Here is a 16,340-nt window from a genome sequence, read left to right on the forward strand (position 1 = left end):
GGAGAGATCGCACACCCGGGGATCGTGTGCGGCTGGATCATTGTCCGCCCGCTCGGTAGGCTCCGTCTATCAACCGAATTGCGTGAATTCTGTTCACTCAAACTGAACGAATGGACCGGCCGTGCTCGACATCAACCGCCTGCGGATGCTGGTGGAGCTGTCCCGCCGCGGAACGCTGTCCGCCGTCGCCGATGCACTCTCCTACAGCAAAGCATCGGTGTCGCAGCAGCTGAGCGCCCTGGAGCGCGATGTGGGCGTGCCGTTGCTGCGCCGAGTGGGCCGCGGCGTGCAGTTCACGCCGCAGGGGAACGTGCTCGTGGCGCAGGCGATCGGCATCCTCGATCAGCTGGAGCACGCCCAGGTCGCGGTCGCGGAGTCGCTGACCGAGGTGACCGGAACCGTGCACATCGCCGTCTTCCAGTCCACCGCGCACTCCTTGCTGCCCGGCGCGCTGGAGGCGCTCAGGGAGCGGCATCCCGCCCTCCGCGTCGAGGTCACGGAGTGCGATCCGGAGACAGGGCTCGTCGGCGTCTCGAGTCGCGACTTCGACCTGATCCTCGCCGAGCAGTACCCCGGTCGCACGCGCCCGATCCACGCCGACCTCGACCGGGTCGTGCTCGCGCACGATGCGATCGCCCTCGCGCGACGCCCGGGGAGCGGGGAGAAGGAGGATGCCGTCGCCGCGCTGTGGTCGACGCGTGACGCCCCCTGGGTGCTCGAGCCCGCGGGCACCGCGTCGCGGGCGTGGGCGGAACAGCTCTGCCGCACTGCGGGATTCGAGCCCGATGTGCGGTTCGAGATCGCCGACCTCACCGCCCACGCGCGGCTGATCCACGCGGGCCTCGCGGTCGGACTGCTGCCCGAGCTCGTCTGGGCGGGCGACACCCCGACGGTCGACCTGACTCCCCTCCCCCAGGGTCCGCGGCGCGAGATCTTCTCCTCGGCGCGGCGGGTATCTGCCGCGGCGCCGTCGATCCGCGCGGTGCGCCGCGCTCTGGCATCCGCCGCCGATCGGATCCTGCCCGACTGAGATCGCGACGTCGGGAATATGCATGCACGTGCATGCGTTCTGACCCCTGTACGCCGGACGAAGGAGTCCGATCGACTCCTCCCGAAAGGCACTCCCATGAGCACTCCCGTCATCGATCGCACCGCCCCGACCGAGCACCCCGTCCTCGACGTCCTGGCCGGACGCTGGAGCCCGCGCGCCTACGACGCGAACAACGCGATCGACGAGGCCAAGCTCGCCACCGCGCTCGAGGCCGCCCGCTGGAGCCCCTCCGCCAACAACAGCCAGCCGTGGCGCTTCATCGTCGCCCGCCGCGGCACCGCGTTGCACGCACAGGTCGTGAACGCGCTGATGGGCTTCAACCAGACGTGGGCGGGCAACGCCGCGGTGCTGATCGTCGCGATCGCCGAGACCGCGAACGCCGAGGGTACCCTCATCACGCACGCCGCCTACGACCTGGGCCAGGCCGTCGCGCACTTCTCCGTTCAGGCTCACCACGACGGCCTCGTCGTGCACCAGATGAGCGGTTTCGACGCCGAGGTCGTGCGCGAATTCGCCGACCTCGAGCCCCGCTTCGTGCCGATGACCGTGATCGCGGTCGGCGAGTTCGGCGACGTCGAGAGCCTTCCCGAGGTGCTGCAGCAGCGTGAGGTCGCCCCACGCGTGCGTCGCGCGATCGGCGAGACGGTCATCCTCAGCGCCTGACCGCGCCGTCGCCCCGGGCCGTCCGCAGGCAAGAAGTACGGATGCAGGTCCGGAATGCCCTTCCGGACCTGCATCCGTTTTCTCGACCTGCAAAGTGAGACGAGTGGATCCCGGCACGAGTCGAGCCCCGGATCGGAGGAGCCGACCGCGGTATCCGTTCGCCGGCGTCAGCGGGTGAGGGCGCGGCGGCGGGCCGCGTCGAGCAGCTCCAGGTCGATCTCGACGTGGCGCTGGGCGATCCGCCCTGCATCGTCGACGCGCCCGTCGACGATCGCCGCGACCAGCTCTCCGTGCTCGCGCCCGGCCCGCTCCTCCATCGCCGGGCGGCTCGCCGAATCGCCCCACGGGTGCGCGGGGGCGATGATCGTGAACCGGCGTTCGTGATCGAGCACGATCGCCGAGAGCGTCTCGTTGTGCGCGGCGGCGATGATCGCCAGATGGAGGATGCTGTCGGCGTGCTGGCGGGCTGCGCCACTCTCCGCATCCCGGAAGTCCGCGAGGCAGCTCTCGAGGCGCTCGATGTCGTCGTCGGTGCGATTGCTCGCCGCGAGGCGGGCGACGGCCCCGTGCAGGTGCGTCCCCGCGATCGCGGCGTCGACCAGCTGCGGCCACTGCTCCTCGAGCCAGCGCGCGACCGCCGCCACCTGGGAGGTCGGCCACTCCTCCTTCACGAATGAGCCGCCGGCGCGACCGCGCTGCTTCTCGAGGATGCCCCTGTCCACCAGGCGCTCGAGGGCGGCACGTGCGGTGGTGCGGCCGACGCCGAGGGAACGGGCGAGATCCCTCTCGGCAGGCAGGCGCGTCCCGGGCAGGAACTCGCCGATCGCCACGGCGGTGATCAGCCGATCCGTCGTGCGATCTATCAGGGTGTCGTCGGTCTCGGTCATCGCCCTCAGTCTTCCACCCTGCGTAACCTTCGCAGAAAATGGTTTACACCGGACCATTTAACCGCCACCATGTCCTCATGCACGTCACTGAGTCCACCGCGCCGTTCGACGACGGCTTCACCTGGTACCGCCGATCCGAGCCCGAGGCGCCCCGCGATCTCGCGCCGCTCTTCGTCCTGCACGGCGGACCCGGCATGGCGCACGACTACGTGCAGAACATCGCCGCTCTCGCCGACCTGACCGGTCGCACCGTGATCCACTACGACCAGATCGGCTGCGGACGCAGCTCTCACCACCCCGACGCACCCGCCGAGCGGTGGACCCCCGCGTACTTCGTGGAAGAGTTCCACGCGCTGCGCGAGCACCTCGGCATCGACGAGTACCACGTGCTCGGGCAGTCATGGGGCGGCATGCTCGGGGCCGAGATCGCCGTCCGGCAGCCGGAGGGGCTGCGCGGTCTGATGATCTGCAACTCCCCTGCGTCGATGCCGCTCTGGGTGAGCGAGGCCGCGAAGTTGCGCGATGCGCTGCCGGATGCTGCGCGCGACGCCCTCGCGGAGCACGAGGCTGCCGGCACCCTCGACCACCCCGACTACCTCGACGCCACCCGGCTCTTCTACGAGCGGCACGTCTGCCGCACCGTGCCGATGCCGCAGGACTTCGTCGACAGCGAGGCGCAGATGCTCGCCGATCCGACGGTGTACCACACCATGAACGGGCCGAACGAGTTCCACGTGATCGGCACGCTTCGCGACTGGTCGGTGATCGACCGCCTGCCCGAGACCCGCGTCCCGACACTCGTCGTCGCCGGCGAGCACGACGAGGCGACGCCCGCGACATGGCAGCCGTTCGTCGACCTCATCCCCGGCGCCATCGGTCACGTGTTCCCGGGCGCCAGCCACTGCGTGCACCTCGAACAGCCGGAAGAGTTCCGACACGTCATCGCCGACTTCCTCATGCAGCACCCCTGACACCCGAAACAGGAGAACCATGACCACCACCGTCCCCTCCGAGGGCCAGCCCCGGCTGGAGTCCTTCGGCTACAAGCAGGAGCTCAAGCGCTCCGTCTCCACCTTCGACCTCGTCGTGTACGGCCTGGTGTTCATGGTGCCGATCGCGCCGTGGGCGATCTTCGGCGTCGTGTTCAACGAGTCGAAGGGGATGGTCCCGCTCGTCTACCTGGTCGGGCTGGTCGCGATGATCTTCACCGCGCTCGGCTACGCCCAGATGGCGAAGTCGTTCCCCCTCGCCGGCTCCGTCTTCTCGTACGTCGGCCGCGGGACGCACCCGATCGCCGGCTTCTTCGCGGGCTGGGCGATCCTGCTGGACTACCTGCTGGTCCCGACCCTGCTCTACGTCTTCGCGGCATCCTCGATGCGGGGCATCTTCCCCGACAGCCCGGAGTGGCTCTGGGCGATCCTGTGCGTGGCGGTCAACACCGTGATCAACGTGCTCGGCATCGGGTCGATCACCGTCGCGAACCGCGTGTTCCTCGCCATCGAGCTCGTCTTCGTCGCGATCTTCGTGATCATCGCGGTGTCCGCGCTCACGGGTCAGACCATCGAGGGCTCCTCGTTCTCGCTGGCGCAGCTCTGGGATCCCGCCAAGGTCGACCCGCCCCTGATCGCCGCCGCGCTGTCGATCGCGGTCCTGAGCTTCCTCGGCTTCGACGGCATCTCGACTCTGTCGGAGGAGACCACGGGCAAGAAGAACCCGGCCGGCCGCGCCATGATCATCGCGCTGTTCATCGTCGCGACGCTCTTCGTCCTGCAGACCTGGCTCGCCAGTGCGCTGGCCGCGGGCACCGTGTCGTTCTCCGATGACGAGGTCAACAACGCGTTCTTCTCGATCGTCGCGCAGGCCGCCGGCAGCGGCTGGGCGACCGCGTTCCTCGCGGTCAACGTCATCGCCGTCGGCATCGCGAACGCCGTCGCGGCACAGGCCGCCACTTCGCGCCTGCTCTACTCGATGAGCCGCGACCGGCAGCTGCCGGCATTCTTCTCGAAGATCAACGCGCGCCAGGTGCCGGTGTACGCGATCCTGGTCGTCAGTGCGCTGAGCATCGTGCTCGTGCTGTTCTTCGTGGGTCAGATCGGAGTGATCTCCTCACTGGTGAACTTCGGCGCACTGTTCGGCTTCCTCCTGCTGCACATCGCGGTCTTCTGGCACTACGTCGTGCGTCAGCGGTCGCGCAACTGGCTGCTGCACCTGGTCGTACCGCTGTGCGGGTTCCTCATCATCGGCTATGTCCTGTTCAACGCCTCCGCCGAGGCGAAGATCGGCGGAGTGATCTGGCTCGCCGTCGGGGTCATCGTGTTCGTCGTCTTCCGCATCCGCAACGGGGCGAACCCCGCGCCGCTGCAGGAGCACGCGTCCACGAGCGGAGGGAAGCCGGAATGACCGGAATGGACCACTTCCTCGGCAAGTACCTCGGTCGCCCCGGCTTCCGGTCGGACGTCGAGCCGGTGCTGCGGATCCATCCGGGCACGGGAGAGCGGATCGGATTCGAGACGGATGACGCGGTGTACCGCGAGCTGCACGACCACGGCGACCTCGCCGCGCTCTCCGCGCCGATCAACCCCGTCACGGGTCCGGTGTGGATCGAGGGAGCGAAGCCCGGCGACACGATCGCGGTGACGATCCACGAGATCCGCCTGAAGAACTGCGGCTGGTCGCAGAGCCTCCCGGGCATCGGGGCGCTCCGCCACCGGATGGGTGACAAGGTCGCGTCGCGGCGCATCCCGATCGACGAGGCAGGCGTGCACCTCACCGATCGGCACGTCGTCGCCCCGCGCCCGATGATGGGGTGCATCGGCACCGCCCCGGCCGCGGGCGTGCACTCGACCGTGATGCCCACGACCGCGCTCGGCGGCAACATGGACGTCACCGAGGCAGCCCCGGGTTCGATCGTCTACCTGCCGGTCGAGGTCGACGGAGCGATGCTGTCTATCGGCGACATCCACGCGATCATGAGCGAGGGCGAGTCGTCCTTCGTCGCGATCGAGGCGGAAGGCATCGCCGTGGTCAGCATCGACCTCGTGCCGGGACTCACCCTGCGCGCGCCCCGCATCGAGACCGCCGACGCCTGGGTGTTCGTCGGGCTCGGCGATCCGGTGCAGGAGAGCATCACGCGCGGCTACGAGGATGCGTACGACTTCCTCGTGACGGAGCAGGGGTGGAGCTCGATGGACGCGTTCGCCGTGATGAGCGCCCTGGTGGACTCGAAGCTCGGCGGCCCCACGGGGTCGAGCGAGCCCGACCCCTTGCATCCGTTCGCCGCCGTGGGCGCGGTCACCCTGCACCGCCTGCCGAAGTCGGTGCTGTAGCGCCGCGCTCCCGAGCGACCCGACTGCTCAGTGGTCGGGTCGCTCGACCTCGACCTCTTTGCCGTCCCGGTCGACGATCTTGCCGTCGACGATCGAGTCGCCGTCTTCGAAGGCGTCGAGGTAGGCGATCGGGATGCTGCGGGTCGGAGCGGCGGCGAGCACCGACGCGTCCTTGCCCGCGGGCTTGCCCAGGTGGTTGAAGAGCAGGTTGAGCAGGATCGCCGCGACCGCCGCCGAGCTGATGCCGGAGTGGAAGATCGTGATGAACCAGGCGGGCATCTGGTCATAGATCGTGGGCGCCGCGATCGGCAGCATGCCGATGCCGATCGACGAGGCCACGATGACCAGGTTCATGTTGCCGCGATAGTCGACCTTCGCGAGGGTGCGGATGCCGCTGGCCGCGACGCTGCCGAACAGCACGATGCCCGCGCCACCCAGCACCGGGGTCGGCACCGCGGCGACGACCCGCCCGAGCACCGGAAGCAGACCGAGCACGACCAGCACGACGCCGCCCGCGGTCACCACGAACCGGCTCTTGACGCCGGTGATCGCGACGAGGCCGACGTTCTGCGCGAACGCGGACTGGGTGAACGAGCCGAAGACCGGCGAGACCGCGCTCGAGAGCATGTCGGCGCGGAGCCCGGCCGCGATCCGCTTCGAGTCGACCTTGGTGCCGACGATCTCGCCGACGGCCAGGATGTCGGCCGTGGTCTCGGTGAGGGTCACCAGGATCACGATGAACATCGAGATGATGCCGGCGATCTCGAACGTGGGCATCCCGAACCCGAACACACTGGGCAGGGCGAAGATCGGCCCGTCGCCGACCGCGGCGAAGTCGACGCGGCCGAGGATCGCGGCGAGGATCGTGCCGAGCACGATCGCGAGCAGGATCGCCAGACGCGAGATCGCGCCGATCCTGACCTTGCTGAGCACCAGCACGATGACGAAGGTGATGGCCGCGAGCAGCAGGTTCTGCGGGTCTCCGAAGTCGTCGGCCTGACTGTTGCCGCCCATCGCCCAGCCCGCGGCCACCGGCAGCAGGGTGAGGCCGATGATCGTTATGACGACCCCGGTGACGACCGGCGGGAAGAAGCGGATGATCGTGGCGAACACCGGGGCGATCAGCAGACCGATGATCGACGCGACGATGACCGCGCCGAAGACCGCGGGCAGTCCGCCGCCGCTCGTCACGATCGCCCCCATCGTCGCGACGCCCGCAAAGGAGACGCCCTGCACGAGCGGCAGCTGGGATCCGAAGAACGGGATGCCGACGGTCTGCAGGATCGTGGCGAGGCCGCCCATGAACAGGCAGGCCGTGATCAGCACACCGACCTCGGCGCCGCTCAACCCCGCCATCGAGCCGATGATGAGCGGCGGCGCGATGATGCCGCCGTACATCGTGAGCACGTGCTGGATGCCGTACGCGATGGTGCTGCCGAGCGGCATCCGCTCGTCTTCGGGTCGCGTCGCGACCGTCTTCTGCTTGTTCATGTCGACCTCTTCGTCGGTTGTGCGGGGATGCTGCGGTTCGGGATGCTGCGCGTCAGGAGTCGCGCGTCAGGAGTGTCGGGCGAGGAGGCCTCTGGCCGCCTCGCTGTGGTGGGCGATGAGCTGGGGGATGTCGAGTCCCACGATCTGGCCGTCGAGCACGCGCCAGCTGCCGCCGACCATGACGCGGTCGGCGCGCTCGGCGCCGCAGAGCAGGAGAGCGGCGACCGGATCGTGGCTGCCGGAGAAGCGCAGCTCGTCGAGGGTGAACATCGCCAGGTCGGCCTGCGTGCCGGGTGCGAGGACGCCGACGTCGGAGCGGCCGAGTGCCCGCGCCGATCCCGCCGTCGCCCAGCCGAGCGCACGTTCCGGGGTGACGGCCGCGGCGCCGTAGCGCAGACGCTGCAGGTAGAGCGCCTGGCGCACCTCCTGGATCATGTTCGAGCCGTCATTGGATGCCGAACCGTCGACGCCCAGCCCGACGGGGGCTCCGGCGTCCTCGAGCTCGAGCGCGCGGGCGATGCCGGAGGCGAGCCGCATGTTGGAGGTCGCGCAGTGCGACACGGCGGTGCCGGCGGCTCCCAGCCGTGCGATCTCGGCGTCGTCGAAGTGGATGCCGTGGGCAAGCCACGTGCGGTCCGACAGCCAGCCGACGCTCTCGAGGTAGTCGACGGTGCGCAGGCCGAACATCTCGCGGCAGAAGTCCTCCTCGTCGAGGGTTTCGGCGAGGTGGGTGTGCAGACGCACGTCGAGCCGTTCGGCGAGAGCGGCGGTGTCGCGCATGACCCCGGTGGTGACCGAGAACGGCGAGCACGGCGCGAGCCCGATCTGCACGAAGGCGCCGTCGCCGCGCTCGTGGTACGCGCCGATGAGCCGCTCGCTGTCGGCGAGGATCGTGTCAGCATCCTGCACGGTCGACTGTGGCGGGAGGCCGCCGTCCTCCTCGCCGAGCGACATCGATCCGCGGGTGAGTGTCGCCCGCATCCCGAGCTTCTTCACGACGTCGACCTGCACGTCGATCGCGTCTTCGAGGCCGTTCGGGAACAGGTAGTGGTGGTCGGCGGCGGTGGTGCAGCCGGAGAGCAGCAGTTCGGCGAGGGCGGCGGTCGTCGCCAGCTCGAGATCGCGGGGCGTGAGGCCGGCCCAGACACCGTAGAGGCCTTTGAGCCACGGGAAGAGCTCGGCGCTGACGACCGGCCGCCAGGCGCGGGTGAGCGTCTGGTAGAAGTGGTGGTGCGTGTTGATGAGTCCGGGGATCACGACGTGCCGCGAGGCATCCACGACCTCGTCGACCGGGGCCGTGGGCGCGCCGCCCGCCGGGATGAGCTCGCGCACGCGCGAGCCCTCGATGACGACTCCGCCCGAGGCGTCGGCGTCGGTTCCGGTGTAGATGCCGAGCGGGTTCTTGAGCCACACGCTGGTCGAGTGCTGAGACATGAGGAGACTCCATCCGTATGAGTGGAGTCGAGCGGCCGACCCCAGAGGGGGTCAGCTCAGTTTTTCCCTGTCTGCTGATCCAGGTGCTCCTCCGTCGGAACACTCCAGATGTATCACGGGCGCGCCGACTCGGTCAAGGATTTTTTCCGAATCTCGGATTCCCCATTCCGCATCATGGAATCTAGACGGTCAGTGCAAGCCCCGTTCCATCGACGGCGACGTCGACCCGCACCGTGTCTCCGTCGTGCACGTTGCCGGAGAGCAGGGCGGTCGCCAGCTTGTTCTGCACCTCGGACTGGATGAGCCGTCGCAGCGGCCGCGCCCCGAACATCGGGTCGTACCCGCGCTCGGCGAGCCACGACCGCGCGTCGGGCGTGACGGCGAGCGTGAGTCGGCGGTCGTGGAGCCGCTTCTGCAGCTGGTCGACCGAGAGCTCGACGATCTGCGCGAGGTCGTCTTCGGTGAGCGACTGGAACATCACGATGTCATCGAGCCGGTTCAGGAACTCCGGGCGGAACGCCTGCCGCACCAGCGCCATCACCTGCTCGCGCTTGTCGTCGGGAGAGAGAACGGGGTCGATCAGCACCGGGGAGCCGAGGTTCGAGGTGAGGATCAGGATCACGTTCGTGAAGTCGACCGTGCGGCCCTGGCCGTCGGTGAGACGGCCGTCGTCGAGCACCTGCAGCAGAACGTCGAACACCTCGGGGTGCGCCTTCTCGACCTCGTCGAGCAGGATCACGCTGTACGGGCGCCGCCGCACGGCTTCGGTCAGCTGACCGCCCTGCTCGTAGCCGATGTACCCCGGAGGGGCACCGACGAGCCGCGAGACGGAGTGCTTCTCGCCGTACTCCGACATGTCGATGCGCACCATGGCGTGCTCGTCGTCGAAGAGGAACTCCGCCAGGGCCTTGGCCAGCTCGGTCTTGCCGACGCCGGTCGGGCCGAGGAACAGGAATGAGCCGGTCGGACGGCCGGGGTCGCTGATGCCCGCGCGCGAGCGGCGCACAGCATCCGACACCGCCTTGACGGCATCCTTCTGACCGATCAGGCGCTTGCCGAGCTCGTTCTCGAGGTGCAGCAGCTTCTCGCTCTCACCCTGCAGCAGACGACCGACGGGGATGCCGGTCCACGCCGCGATGACGCCGGCGATGTCTTCGTCGGTGACCTGCTCGTTGACCATCCGCCCCTCGGACGACGTGGCAGCCTCGGCCTGCTCGGCTTCGGCGATGTCGCGTTCGAGGCGCTTGATCGTCTCGTACTCGAGCTTCGAAGCCCGGGTGTAGTCGGCCTCGCGCATCGCAAGGTCGCGCTGGGTGATCGCGTCGTCGAGCTTCTTCTTCAGGTCGCCGACGCGGTTGAGGCCCTGGCGCTCGCGCGCCCAGCGCTGCTCGAGCTCGGCGAGCTGCTGCTCGAGCCCGGAGAGCTGCTCGCGGAGGGTGCTCAGACGCTCCTTCGACGCGGCATCCTTCTCCTTCTTGAGCGCGAGTTCCTCGAGCTTCATGCGGTCGACCTGGCGCTTGAGCTGGTCGATCTCGACGGGAGACGAGTCGATCTCCATCTTGAGCCGCGACATGGCCTCGTCGATGAGGTCGATCGCCTTGTCGGGCAGCTGCCGGGAGGGGAGGTACCGGTTCGAGAGCGCGGCCGCGGCCACCAGGGCGCTGTCGGCGATCGTGACCCCGTGGTGAGCCTCGTACCGCCCCTTGAGCCCGCGCAGGATCGCGATGGTGTCTTCGACGGTCGGCTCGCCGACGTACACCTGCTGGAAGCGGCGCTCGAGAGCCGCGTCCTTCTCGATGAACTCGCGGTACTCGTTGAGCGTCGTCGCACCGATCAGGCGCAGCTCTCCACGGGCCAGCATGGGCTTGAGCATGTTGGATGCCGCGACAGAACCCTCGCCGCCACCCGCGCCCATGAGCACGTGCAGCTCATCGATGAACGTGATGACCTGGCCGTCGGACTCGGTGATCTCCTTGAGGACCTGCTTCAGACGCTCCTCGAACTGCCCGCGGTACATGGCACCGGCCACCAGCGCCGAGATGTCGAGCGTGATGAGCTCTTTGTCTTTCAGCGACTCCGCGACGTCGCCCGCGACGATGCGCTGCGCGAGACCCTCGACGACGGCGGTCTTGCCGACGCCGGGCTCGCCGATCAGCACCGGGTTGTTCTTGGTGCGGCGGGTCAGCACCTGGCTGACCCGGCGGATCTCGCTGTCGCGGCCGATCACCGGGTCGAGCTTGCCCTGCCGGGCGCGGTCGGTGAGGTTGATGCCGAACTGCTCGAGGGCGGACTGCTGGTCGCTGTTGGCGTTGTTCTGCGGGTTGGCCATCTGTCCCTCCTGGGGAGACTCCTTCGGGGCGGATCCGATCTCGGATCAAAGTTGAGCTAAGTTGACTCAACTTTAGCAAATGCCGCCGACAAAGGCCAGGGCGGGCCCGAGCGTGATGCTCGAGCCCGCCCTGGAGGAACGGAGTGAAAGGATGCCGCAGCTCAGTCGGTCATGCCCCGACGCAGCAGCCGTCCGCGCGGCGTCTCGAAGTCGATCGCCTCGCCGTGCAGCCAGGTCTTGCGGACCACTCCCGCCAGCGGCTTGCCGTGGTACGGGGTGAGCGGGTTCTTGTGGTGCAGCTTGGTCACGTCGACGACGTAGGCGTCGTCCGCGGCGAACACGGAGAAGTCCGCGTCATAGCCGGGCGCGATGCGGCCCTTGCCGGTGAGTCCGGCGAACTGCGCCGGACGCTCGCTCATCCACGACACGACGGTCTCGAGCGTCAGGCCGCGCTGGCGCGCCTCGGTCCAGATCAGCGAGAGACCGAGCTGGAGCGATGCGACCCCGCCCCACGCGACCGCGAAGTCGCCGTTCTCGAGATCCTTCAGATCGAGGGTGGACGGCGAGTGGTCCGACACGATGAAGTCGATCGTGCCGTCTTCGAGCCCTTCCCACAGCAGCTCGCGGTTGCCGGCCTCGCGGATCGGCGGGCAGCACTTGAACTGGGTCGCCCCGAGCGGGATCTCCTCCGCGGTGAGGGTGAGGTAGTGCGGGCACGTCTCGACCGTCAGCTTCAGGCCATCGTGCTTGGCGCTGCGGATCATGGCGAGCGCGTCCGACGACGACAGGTGCAGGATGTGCGCGCGGGCGCCCGTCCAGCGCGCCCGCTCGATCACCTCGGCGATGGCGAGGTTCTCCGCACCACGGGGGCGCGAGGCCAGGAACTTGCCGTAGTCGTCTCCCTCGGGCGACGGTGCGCGGTCGATCGCCCGGGAGTCCTCCGCGTGCACGATCATCACGGAGTCGAACGACGCGAGCTCGCGCATGTCCTTCTCCATCTCGTCGGCGTCGAGCGGCGGGAACTCGTCGACCCCGGAGTGCAGCAGGAAGCACTTGAAGCCGAAGACACCGGCGTCGTGCAGGGCGCGCAGCTCCGCGGTGTTCCCGGGCACAGCCCCACCCCAGAAGCCGACGTCGACGTGAACCTGGTCGCGCGCGACATCGCGCTTGATGTTCAGCGCTTCGACATCGATGGTCGGCGGGATGCTGTTCAGCGGCATGTCGACGATCGTCGTCACACCGCCGGCGGCCGCGGCCTTCGTCGCCGACGCGAACCCCTCCCACTCGGTGCGCCCCGGCTCGTTGACGTGCACGTGGGTGTCGACCAGGCCGGGGATGAGCGTCTCGTCGTCGGCGAGCTCGATGACCTCCGCACCGTCGAGGTTGTTACCCAGCGGCTGCATCGCGACGATCACGCCGCCGCGCACGCCGACCTCGCGGGGGCTGATCCCCGCCGACGTCAGCACCCGCTGACCGCGGATGACGAGGTCGTAGTGCTCGCCGGTCGGGTCGAGCGACGATCCGGCATCCTGCTGTTCCTGCTCCTGCGACATGTCGCCTCACCCATCTGCCGGCTCCGTGCCGACGTTCTGCTGCTGTCTTCGATTCTCTGCCTTGATCCGCTCGCACGCACTCATCGTGCGGCGAACGGAAAACCCGTGATCCGCTTCGGGCGGGGCGGCGCATACGTGCGCACCTTCGAGGTCTGAAGCCCCAGGCGCACCAGACCTTCGGCGACCGCGACGGCCGCCTGCACCCCGTCGACCACGGGCACCCCGCACATCTCCACGACGCGGTCCTTCAGCTCGGCCATCCCGCCGCACCCGAGCACGATCACCTCGGCCCGATCGAGCTCGACGGCGCGCTTCGCCTCGGCGGCGATGGCCTCGATGGCACGCTCGGGATCGGATTCCAGCTCGAGCACTCCGAGCCCCGAGGAGCGCACGGAGGCGCAGCGGTCGTGGAGACCCGCCAGGATCAGTCGGTCCTCGATGAGCGGCACCGTGCGGTCGAGGGTTGTGACCACCGAGTAGGAGCGCCCGAGGTACATCGCGGTGGATGCCGCGGCATCGGTGATGTCCACGACCGGAACCGTCAGCAGCTCCTGCAGCCCTTCCCGGCCGTGCTCGCCGTAGCCCGCCTGGATGACGGCGTCGTACTCGCCCTCGTACCGCATGACCTTGTCCATGACGGCGATCGCAGCGAGGTAGCTCTCGAAGTTCCCCTCGCACGAGTCGGCGCCGAAGTCGGGCGTGAGGCCGATGATCTCGGTGCCGTCCGATGCCACCGCACGGGCGGCCTCGGCGATGCCGTCCGTCATCGTCTGCGTCGTGTTGACATTCGCGACGAGGATGCGCATGAGGGTCCTTCCGGTCAGCGGGGTCGGGGAATCAGTGGGTCGGAGTGACGGCGATGTCACCGGCGGGAACGTCGTGGAAGGCGCGTCGGCGATCGGCGAGCACGGCGTAGACGACCGCTCCGAGTCCCGCGGCGAGGAACCAGGAGAACTGGCTCACCACCTGGAAAGCGGGCACGAAGGTGAGCAGCAGCGCGATCGCGCCGGAGATGATCAGCGAGATGATCGCGCGCGGGTTGAATCCGCCGCGGTAGTAGTACTCGCCCGTGACGTGCTCGGAGTAGAGATCCGGGACGTTGATCTGCTGCTTCCGGAGGATCCAGTAGTCGACCATGATGATGCCGAACAGGGGGCCGAGCAGGGCCCCGAGGCCATTCAGGAAGATGCCGATGACGACCGGGGAGTTGTAGAGGTTCCAGGGCAGGATGACGAGTCCGATCACGGCCGAGAGCAGCGCCGCCTTGCGGAAGTTCAACCGCTTCGGGAAGAGGTTCGTGAGCGCATAGGTCGGTGCGACGAAGTTCGCCATCAGGTTCACCGCGATCGTCAGGACGATCAGGGCGAGGGATGCCAGCACGAGGAGCAGCGTGTTCGGGATCGCGGCGACGACATCGGCGGGCGACGTGATGGCCTGGCCGTTGACCGTGAAGGAGCCCCCGGCGAGGATGACGACGATGCAGCCGAAGAACAGCATGTTGATCGGGATGCCCCAGAAGTTGCCCTTGACGATCGCCTTCTTCGACTGTGCGCCGCGCGTGAAGTCGCAGAAGTTCAACACGAAGGTGCCGTAGATCGCGACCCAGGCGGATGCGCCGCCGAGCATGTGGAGCCAGAGGTCGGCGCCGGTCAGCGGCGCGTCGTTCGACCAGGAGATCTGGAAGTCGGCCTGCACGAGGACCCACACCGCGAGGGCGACGAAGGTGGCGAGGATGACAGGGCCGGCGAAGGCCTCGTACTTGCGGATCATCTCCATGCCGTAGCTGACGATGATCGACTGGACGACCCAGAGCACGAGGAAGGTGATCCACCCGAGAGCCGAGAGCCCCAGGAAGCCTCCGCTCTGCAGGGCAGTCGCGCCGGGGATCAGCGCGATGACGACGACCTGCAGCACCTGCGAAGCGAGGTACGTCTGGATGCCGAACCAGGCGATGGCGACGCCACCGCGGAGGAGTGCCGGGATCTGCGCACCGTGGATGCCGAAGCTGATGCGACTCATCACGGGGAAGGGCACGCCGGTCTTCTCGCCCATGAACCCCGAAAGAGTCAGCAGGAGGAAGAGGAAGAGCGCGCCGAAGGCGAGAGAGCCGAGGATCGCGCCGCCGCTCATGCCGAGCGAGAACAGGCCGATCGCCCAGACATAGTTGCCGAGGCTGTGCACGTCATTGGCCCACAGCGCGAAGATGCTGTACGAGCTCCACTTCCGGCCCTCGCGGGTCGTGGGGGCGAGGTCGCTGTTGTACAGGCGCGGGCTGATGCCCGCCTGCACCGCGAAGACCGCGGATGGCGCCTCTTCGAGTCCTTCGGATGCCCTGCTGGGAACGTGGACGTACTCTTCGGTGGCCATCGGTGCCTTTCCAGGACGACATCGTCCAGTGGTAGGTAATTCCGTAAAGTGGAAGTTTAATTTCAGATGTGGAAAGTTCACCACATCGTGAAGTGTCTTGTCAATGACCGGCGGGCAGGTCACTCCCCGAGATCGGACGCGATCTGCGCACCCACCGACACCAGCAGTCTGCGCGCCTCGGCGATGCTCACCGCGGGGTCGGGTTCGATCTCGCTCAGCGCATGCACGCGGCGGAATCCTGCCTCGGCGATCTCTCGGTCATCGAGAGTCGAACGACCGCACACCGCGACCACCGGCACCCCCGCTGCGCGCGCTGCGGCCGCCACCCCGAGCGGCGTCTTGCCGCCGAGACTCTGGTCGTCGAGGCTCCCCTCGCCGGTGATGACGAGATCCGCGCCGGCGATGCGATCACCGAGGCCCGTAAGGCGCTGCACGACGTCGATGCCGGGTTCGCGGCGGGCCCCGAGTACGGCGAGGGCCGCGTACCCGACGCCACCGGCGGCACCGGCACCCGGCAGCTCCGCCGACGGGCGCACCCCCGTCTGCGCTTCGAGCAGCGCGGCGAATCGGGAGAGGCCCGCCTCGAGGGCGGCGACATCGTCGGCGCTCGCCCCCTTCTGCGGCGCGAACACCGCGGCGGCCCCCCGGTCACCCAGAAGAGGATTGTCGACGTCACTCGCGAGCACGACCGTGGCGTCGGCGATGCGTGGGTCGAGCCCTGCCACATCGACGGAGTCCAGCGCGGCGAGCGCCGCTCCGCCGGGCGAGACCTCCTTGTCTGCCCGACGGAGCGAGACACCCAATGCCTGCAGCATCCCCGCGCCGCCGTCGGTGGTGGCGCTCCCGCCGACACCGAGCACGATCGTCGTGCATCCGAGATCCAGCGCGGCGGCGATGAGCTCGCCGGTTCCGCGCGTCGTCGCCGTCAGCGCCGCCTTCTCGCCGTCCGGCAGCACGTCGAGTCCGCTGGCGGCCGCCATCTCGATGACGGCCTCCGCGCCGCGCACCGCGAAGCGGGCCGTGACGGGCTCCCCCGTCGGCCCCGTCACGATCGCTTCGACCTCCTCGAATCCGCTCGCGACGGCGGCGCTGACCGTTCCCTCACCGCCGTCGGCCACGGGCACCGCCTCGATCTCGGCATCCGGGATGATCTCCCGGATGCCGAGCGCGAGCGCGTCGGCGACCTCCGCCCCCGTCGCCGAGCCCTTGAACTTGTCCGAGGCGATGACGATGCGCATG

General features: G+C 68.6%; 13 protein-coding genes. 5 read left to right on the forward strand and 8 right to left on the reverse strand.

Going from position 1 to position 16,340, the window contains the following annotated elements; genetic code table 11:
- Window positions 1-121 precede the first annotated feature (121 nt).
- Window positions 122-1,030, forward strand: coding sequence for a LysR substrate-binding domain-containing protein (locus tag V5D55_RS04110; RefSeq protein ID WP_435747945.1), 909 nt, complete (start codon window positions 122-124; stop codon window positions 1,028-1,030).
- 96 nt (window positions 1,031-1,126) lie between these two features.
- On the forward strand, window positions 1,127-1,714 hold the full coding sequence (locus V5D55_RS04115) for a nitroreductase family protein (protein ID WP_435747947.1): 588 nt from the start codon (window positions 1,127-1,129) through the stop codon (window positions 1,712-1,714).
- 167 nt (window positions 1,715-1,881) lie between these two features.
- Here V5D55_RS04115 and V5D55_RS04120 read toward each other — a convergent pair whose 3' ends face one another.
- Window positions 1,882-2,601, reverse strand: coding sequence for a FadR/GntR family transcriptional regulator (locus tag V5D55_RS04120; protein ID WP_435747949.1), 720 nt, complete (start codon window positions 2,599-2,601; stop codon window positions 1,882-1,884).
- Between the two features lie 77 nt (window positions 2,602-2,678).
- On the opposite strand from V5D55_RS04120, the gene V5D55_RS04125 reads away from it, so the two are divergent.
- Genes V5D55_RS04125 through V5D55_RS04135 form a run of 3 tightly spaced genes read left to right on the forward strand, consistent with a single transcriptional unit; the run spans window position 2,679 to window position 5,927 of the window.
- The gene (locus tag V5D55_RS04125; RefSeq protein WP_435747951.1) at window positions 2,679-3,572 is read left to right on the forward strand and encodes a proline iminopeptidase-family hydrolase; all 894 of its coding nucleotides are present in this window, start codon (window positions 2,679-2,681) and stop codon (window positions 3,570-3,572) included.
- 19 nt (window positions 3,573-3,591) lie between these two features.
- Window positions 3,592-5,001 carry an APC family permease gene (locus V5D55_RS04130; RefSeq protein WP_435747953.1) on the forward strand — a complete coding sequence of 470 codons (1,410 nt, stop codon included), beginning with the start codon at window positions 3,592-3,594 and terminating at the stop codon, window positions 4,999-5,001.
- On the forward strand, window positions 4,998-5,927 hold the full coding sequence (locus V5D55_RS04135; protein ID WP_435747955.1) for an acetamidase/formamidase family protein: 930 nt from the start codon (window positions 4,998-5,000) through the stop codon (window positions 5,925-5,927). Before V5D55_RS04130 ends, V5D55_RS04135 begins: the two co-directional genes overlap by 4 nt.
- A gap of 27 nt (window positions 5,928-5,954) precedes the next feature.
- On the opposite strand, the gene V5D55_RS04140 is transcribed toward V5D55_RS04135, so the two are convergent.
- The 7 genes from V5D55_RS04140 to V5D55_RS04170 all read right to left on the reverse strand — a co-directional run bounded on the left by V5D55_RS04140 (window position 5,955) and on the right by V5D55_RS04170 (window position 16,339).
- Complete coding sequence (locus tag V5D55_RS04140; protein ID WP_435747957.1) at window positions 5,955-7,418, reverse strand: nucleobase:cation symporter-2 family protein; 1,464 nt, start codon at window positions 7,416-7,418, stop codon at window positions 5,955-5,957.
- 66 nt (window positions 7,419-7,484) lie between these two features.
- A complete protein-coding gene (locus V5D55_RS04145; protein ID WP_435747959.1) occupies window positions 7,485-8,852 on the reverse strand; it encodes an 8-oxoguanine deaminase in 1,368 nt (455 codons plus the stop codon).
- Window positions 8,853-9,033: 181 nt separating this feature from the next.
- Window positions 9,034-11,181 carry an ATP-dependent Clp protease ATP-binding subunit gene (locus V5D55_RS04150; protein WP_435747961.1) on the reverse strand — a complete coding sequence of 716 codons (2,148 nt, stop codon included), beginning with the start codon at window positions 11,179-11,181 and terminating at the stop codon, window positions 9,034-9,036.
- Window positions 11,182-11,342: 161 nt separating this feature from the next.
- Window positions 11,343-12,734 (reverse strand): allantoinase AllB, encoded by a 1,392-nt coding sequence (allB, locus tag V5D55_RS04155; protein WP_435747963.1) that lies wholly within the window; start codon window positions 12,732-12,734, stop codon window positions 11,343-11,345.
- Window positions 12,735-12,814: 80 nt separating this feature from the next.
- Window positions 12,815-13,540 (reverse strand): aspartate/glutamate racemase family protein, encoded by a 726-nt coding sequence (locus V5D55_RS04160; RefSeq protein ID WP_435747965.1) that lies wholly within the window; start codon window positions 13,538-13,540, stop codon window positions 12,815-12,817.
- Between the two features lie 31 nt (window positions 13,541-13,571).
- Window positions 13,572-15,101: an NCS1 family nucleobase:cation symporter-1 gene (locus V5D55_RS04165; RefSeq protein ID WP_435747967.1), complete on the reverse strand. Its 1,530-nt coding sequence runs from the start codon at window positions 15,099-15,101 to the stop codon at window positions 13,572-13,574.
- Window positions 15,102-15,220: 119 nt separating this feature from the next.
- The gene (locus V5D55_RS04170; RefSeq protein WP_435747969.1) at window positions 15,221-16,339 is read right to left on the reverse strand and encodes a glycerate kinase; all 1,119 of its coding nucleotides are present in this window, start codon (window positions 16,337-16,339) and stop codon (window positions 15,221-15,223) included.
- Window position 16,340: the final 1 nt, after the last annotated feature.

It is taken from the genome of Microbacterium sp. PMB16 (assembly GCF_051294855.1).
In the GTDB taxonomy this organism is placed as follows: Bacteria; Actinomycetota; Actinomycetes; order Actinomycetales; family Microbacteriaceae; genus Microbacterium.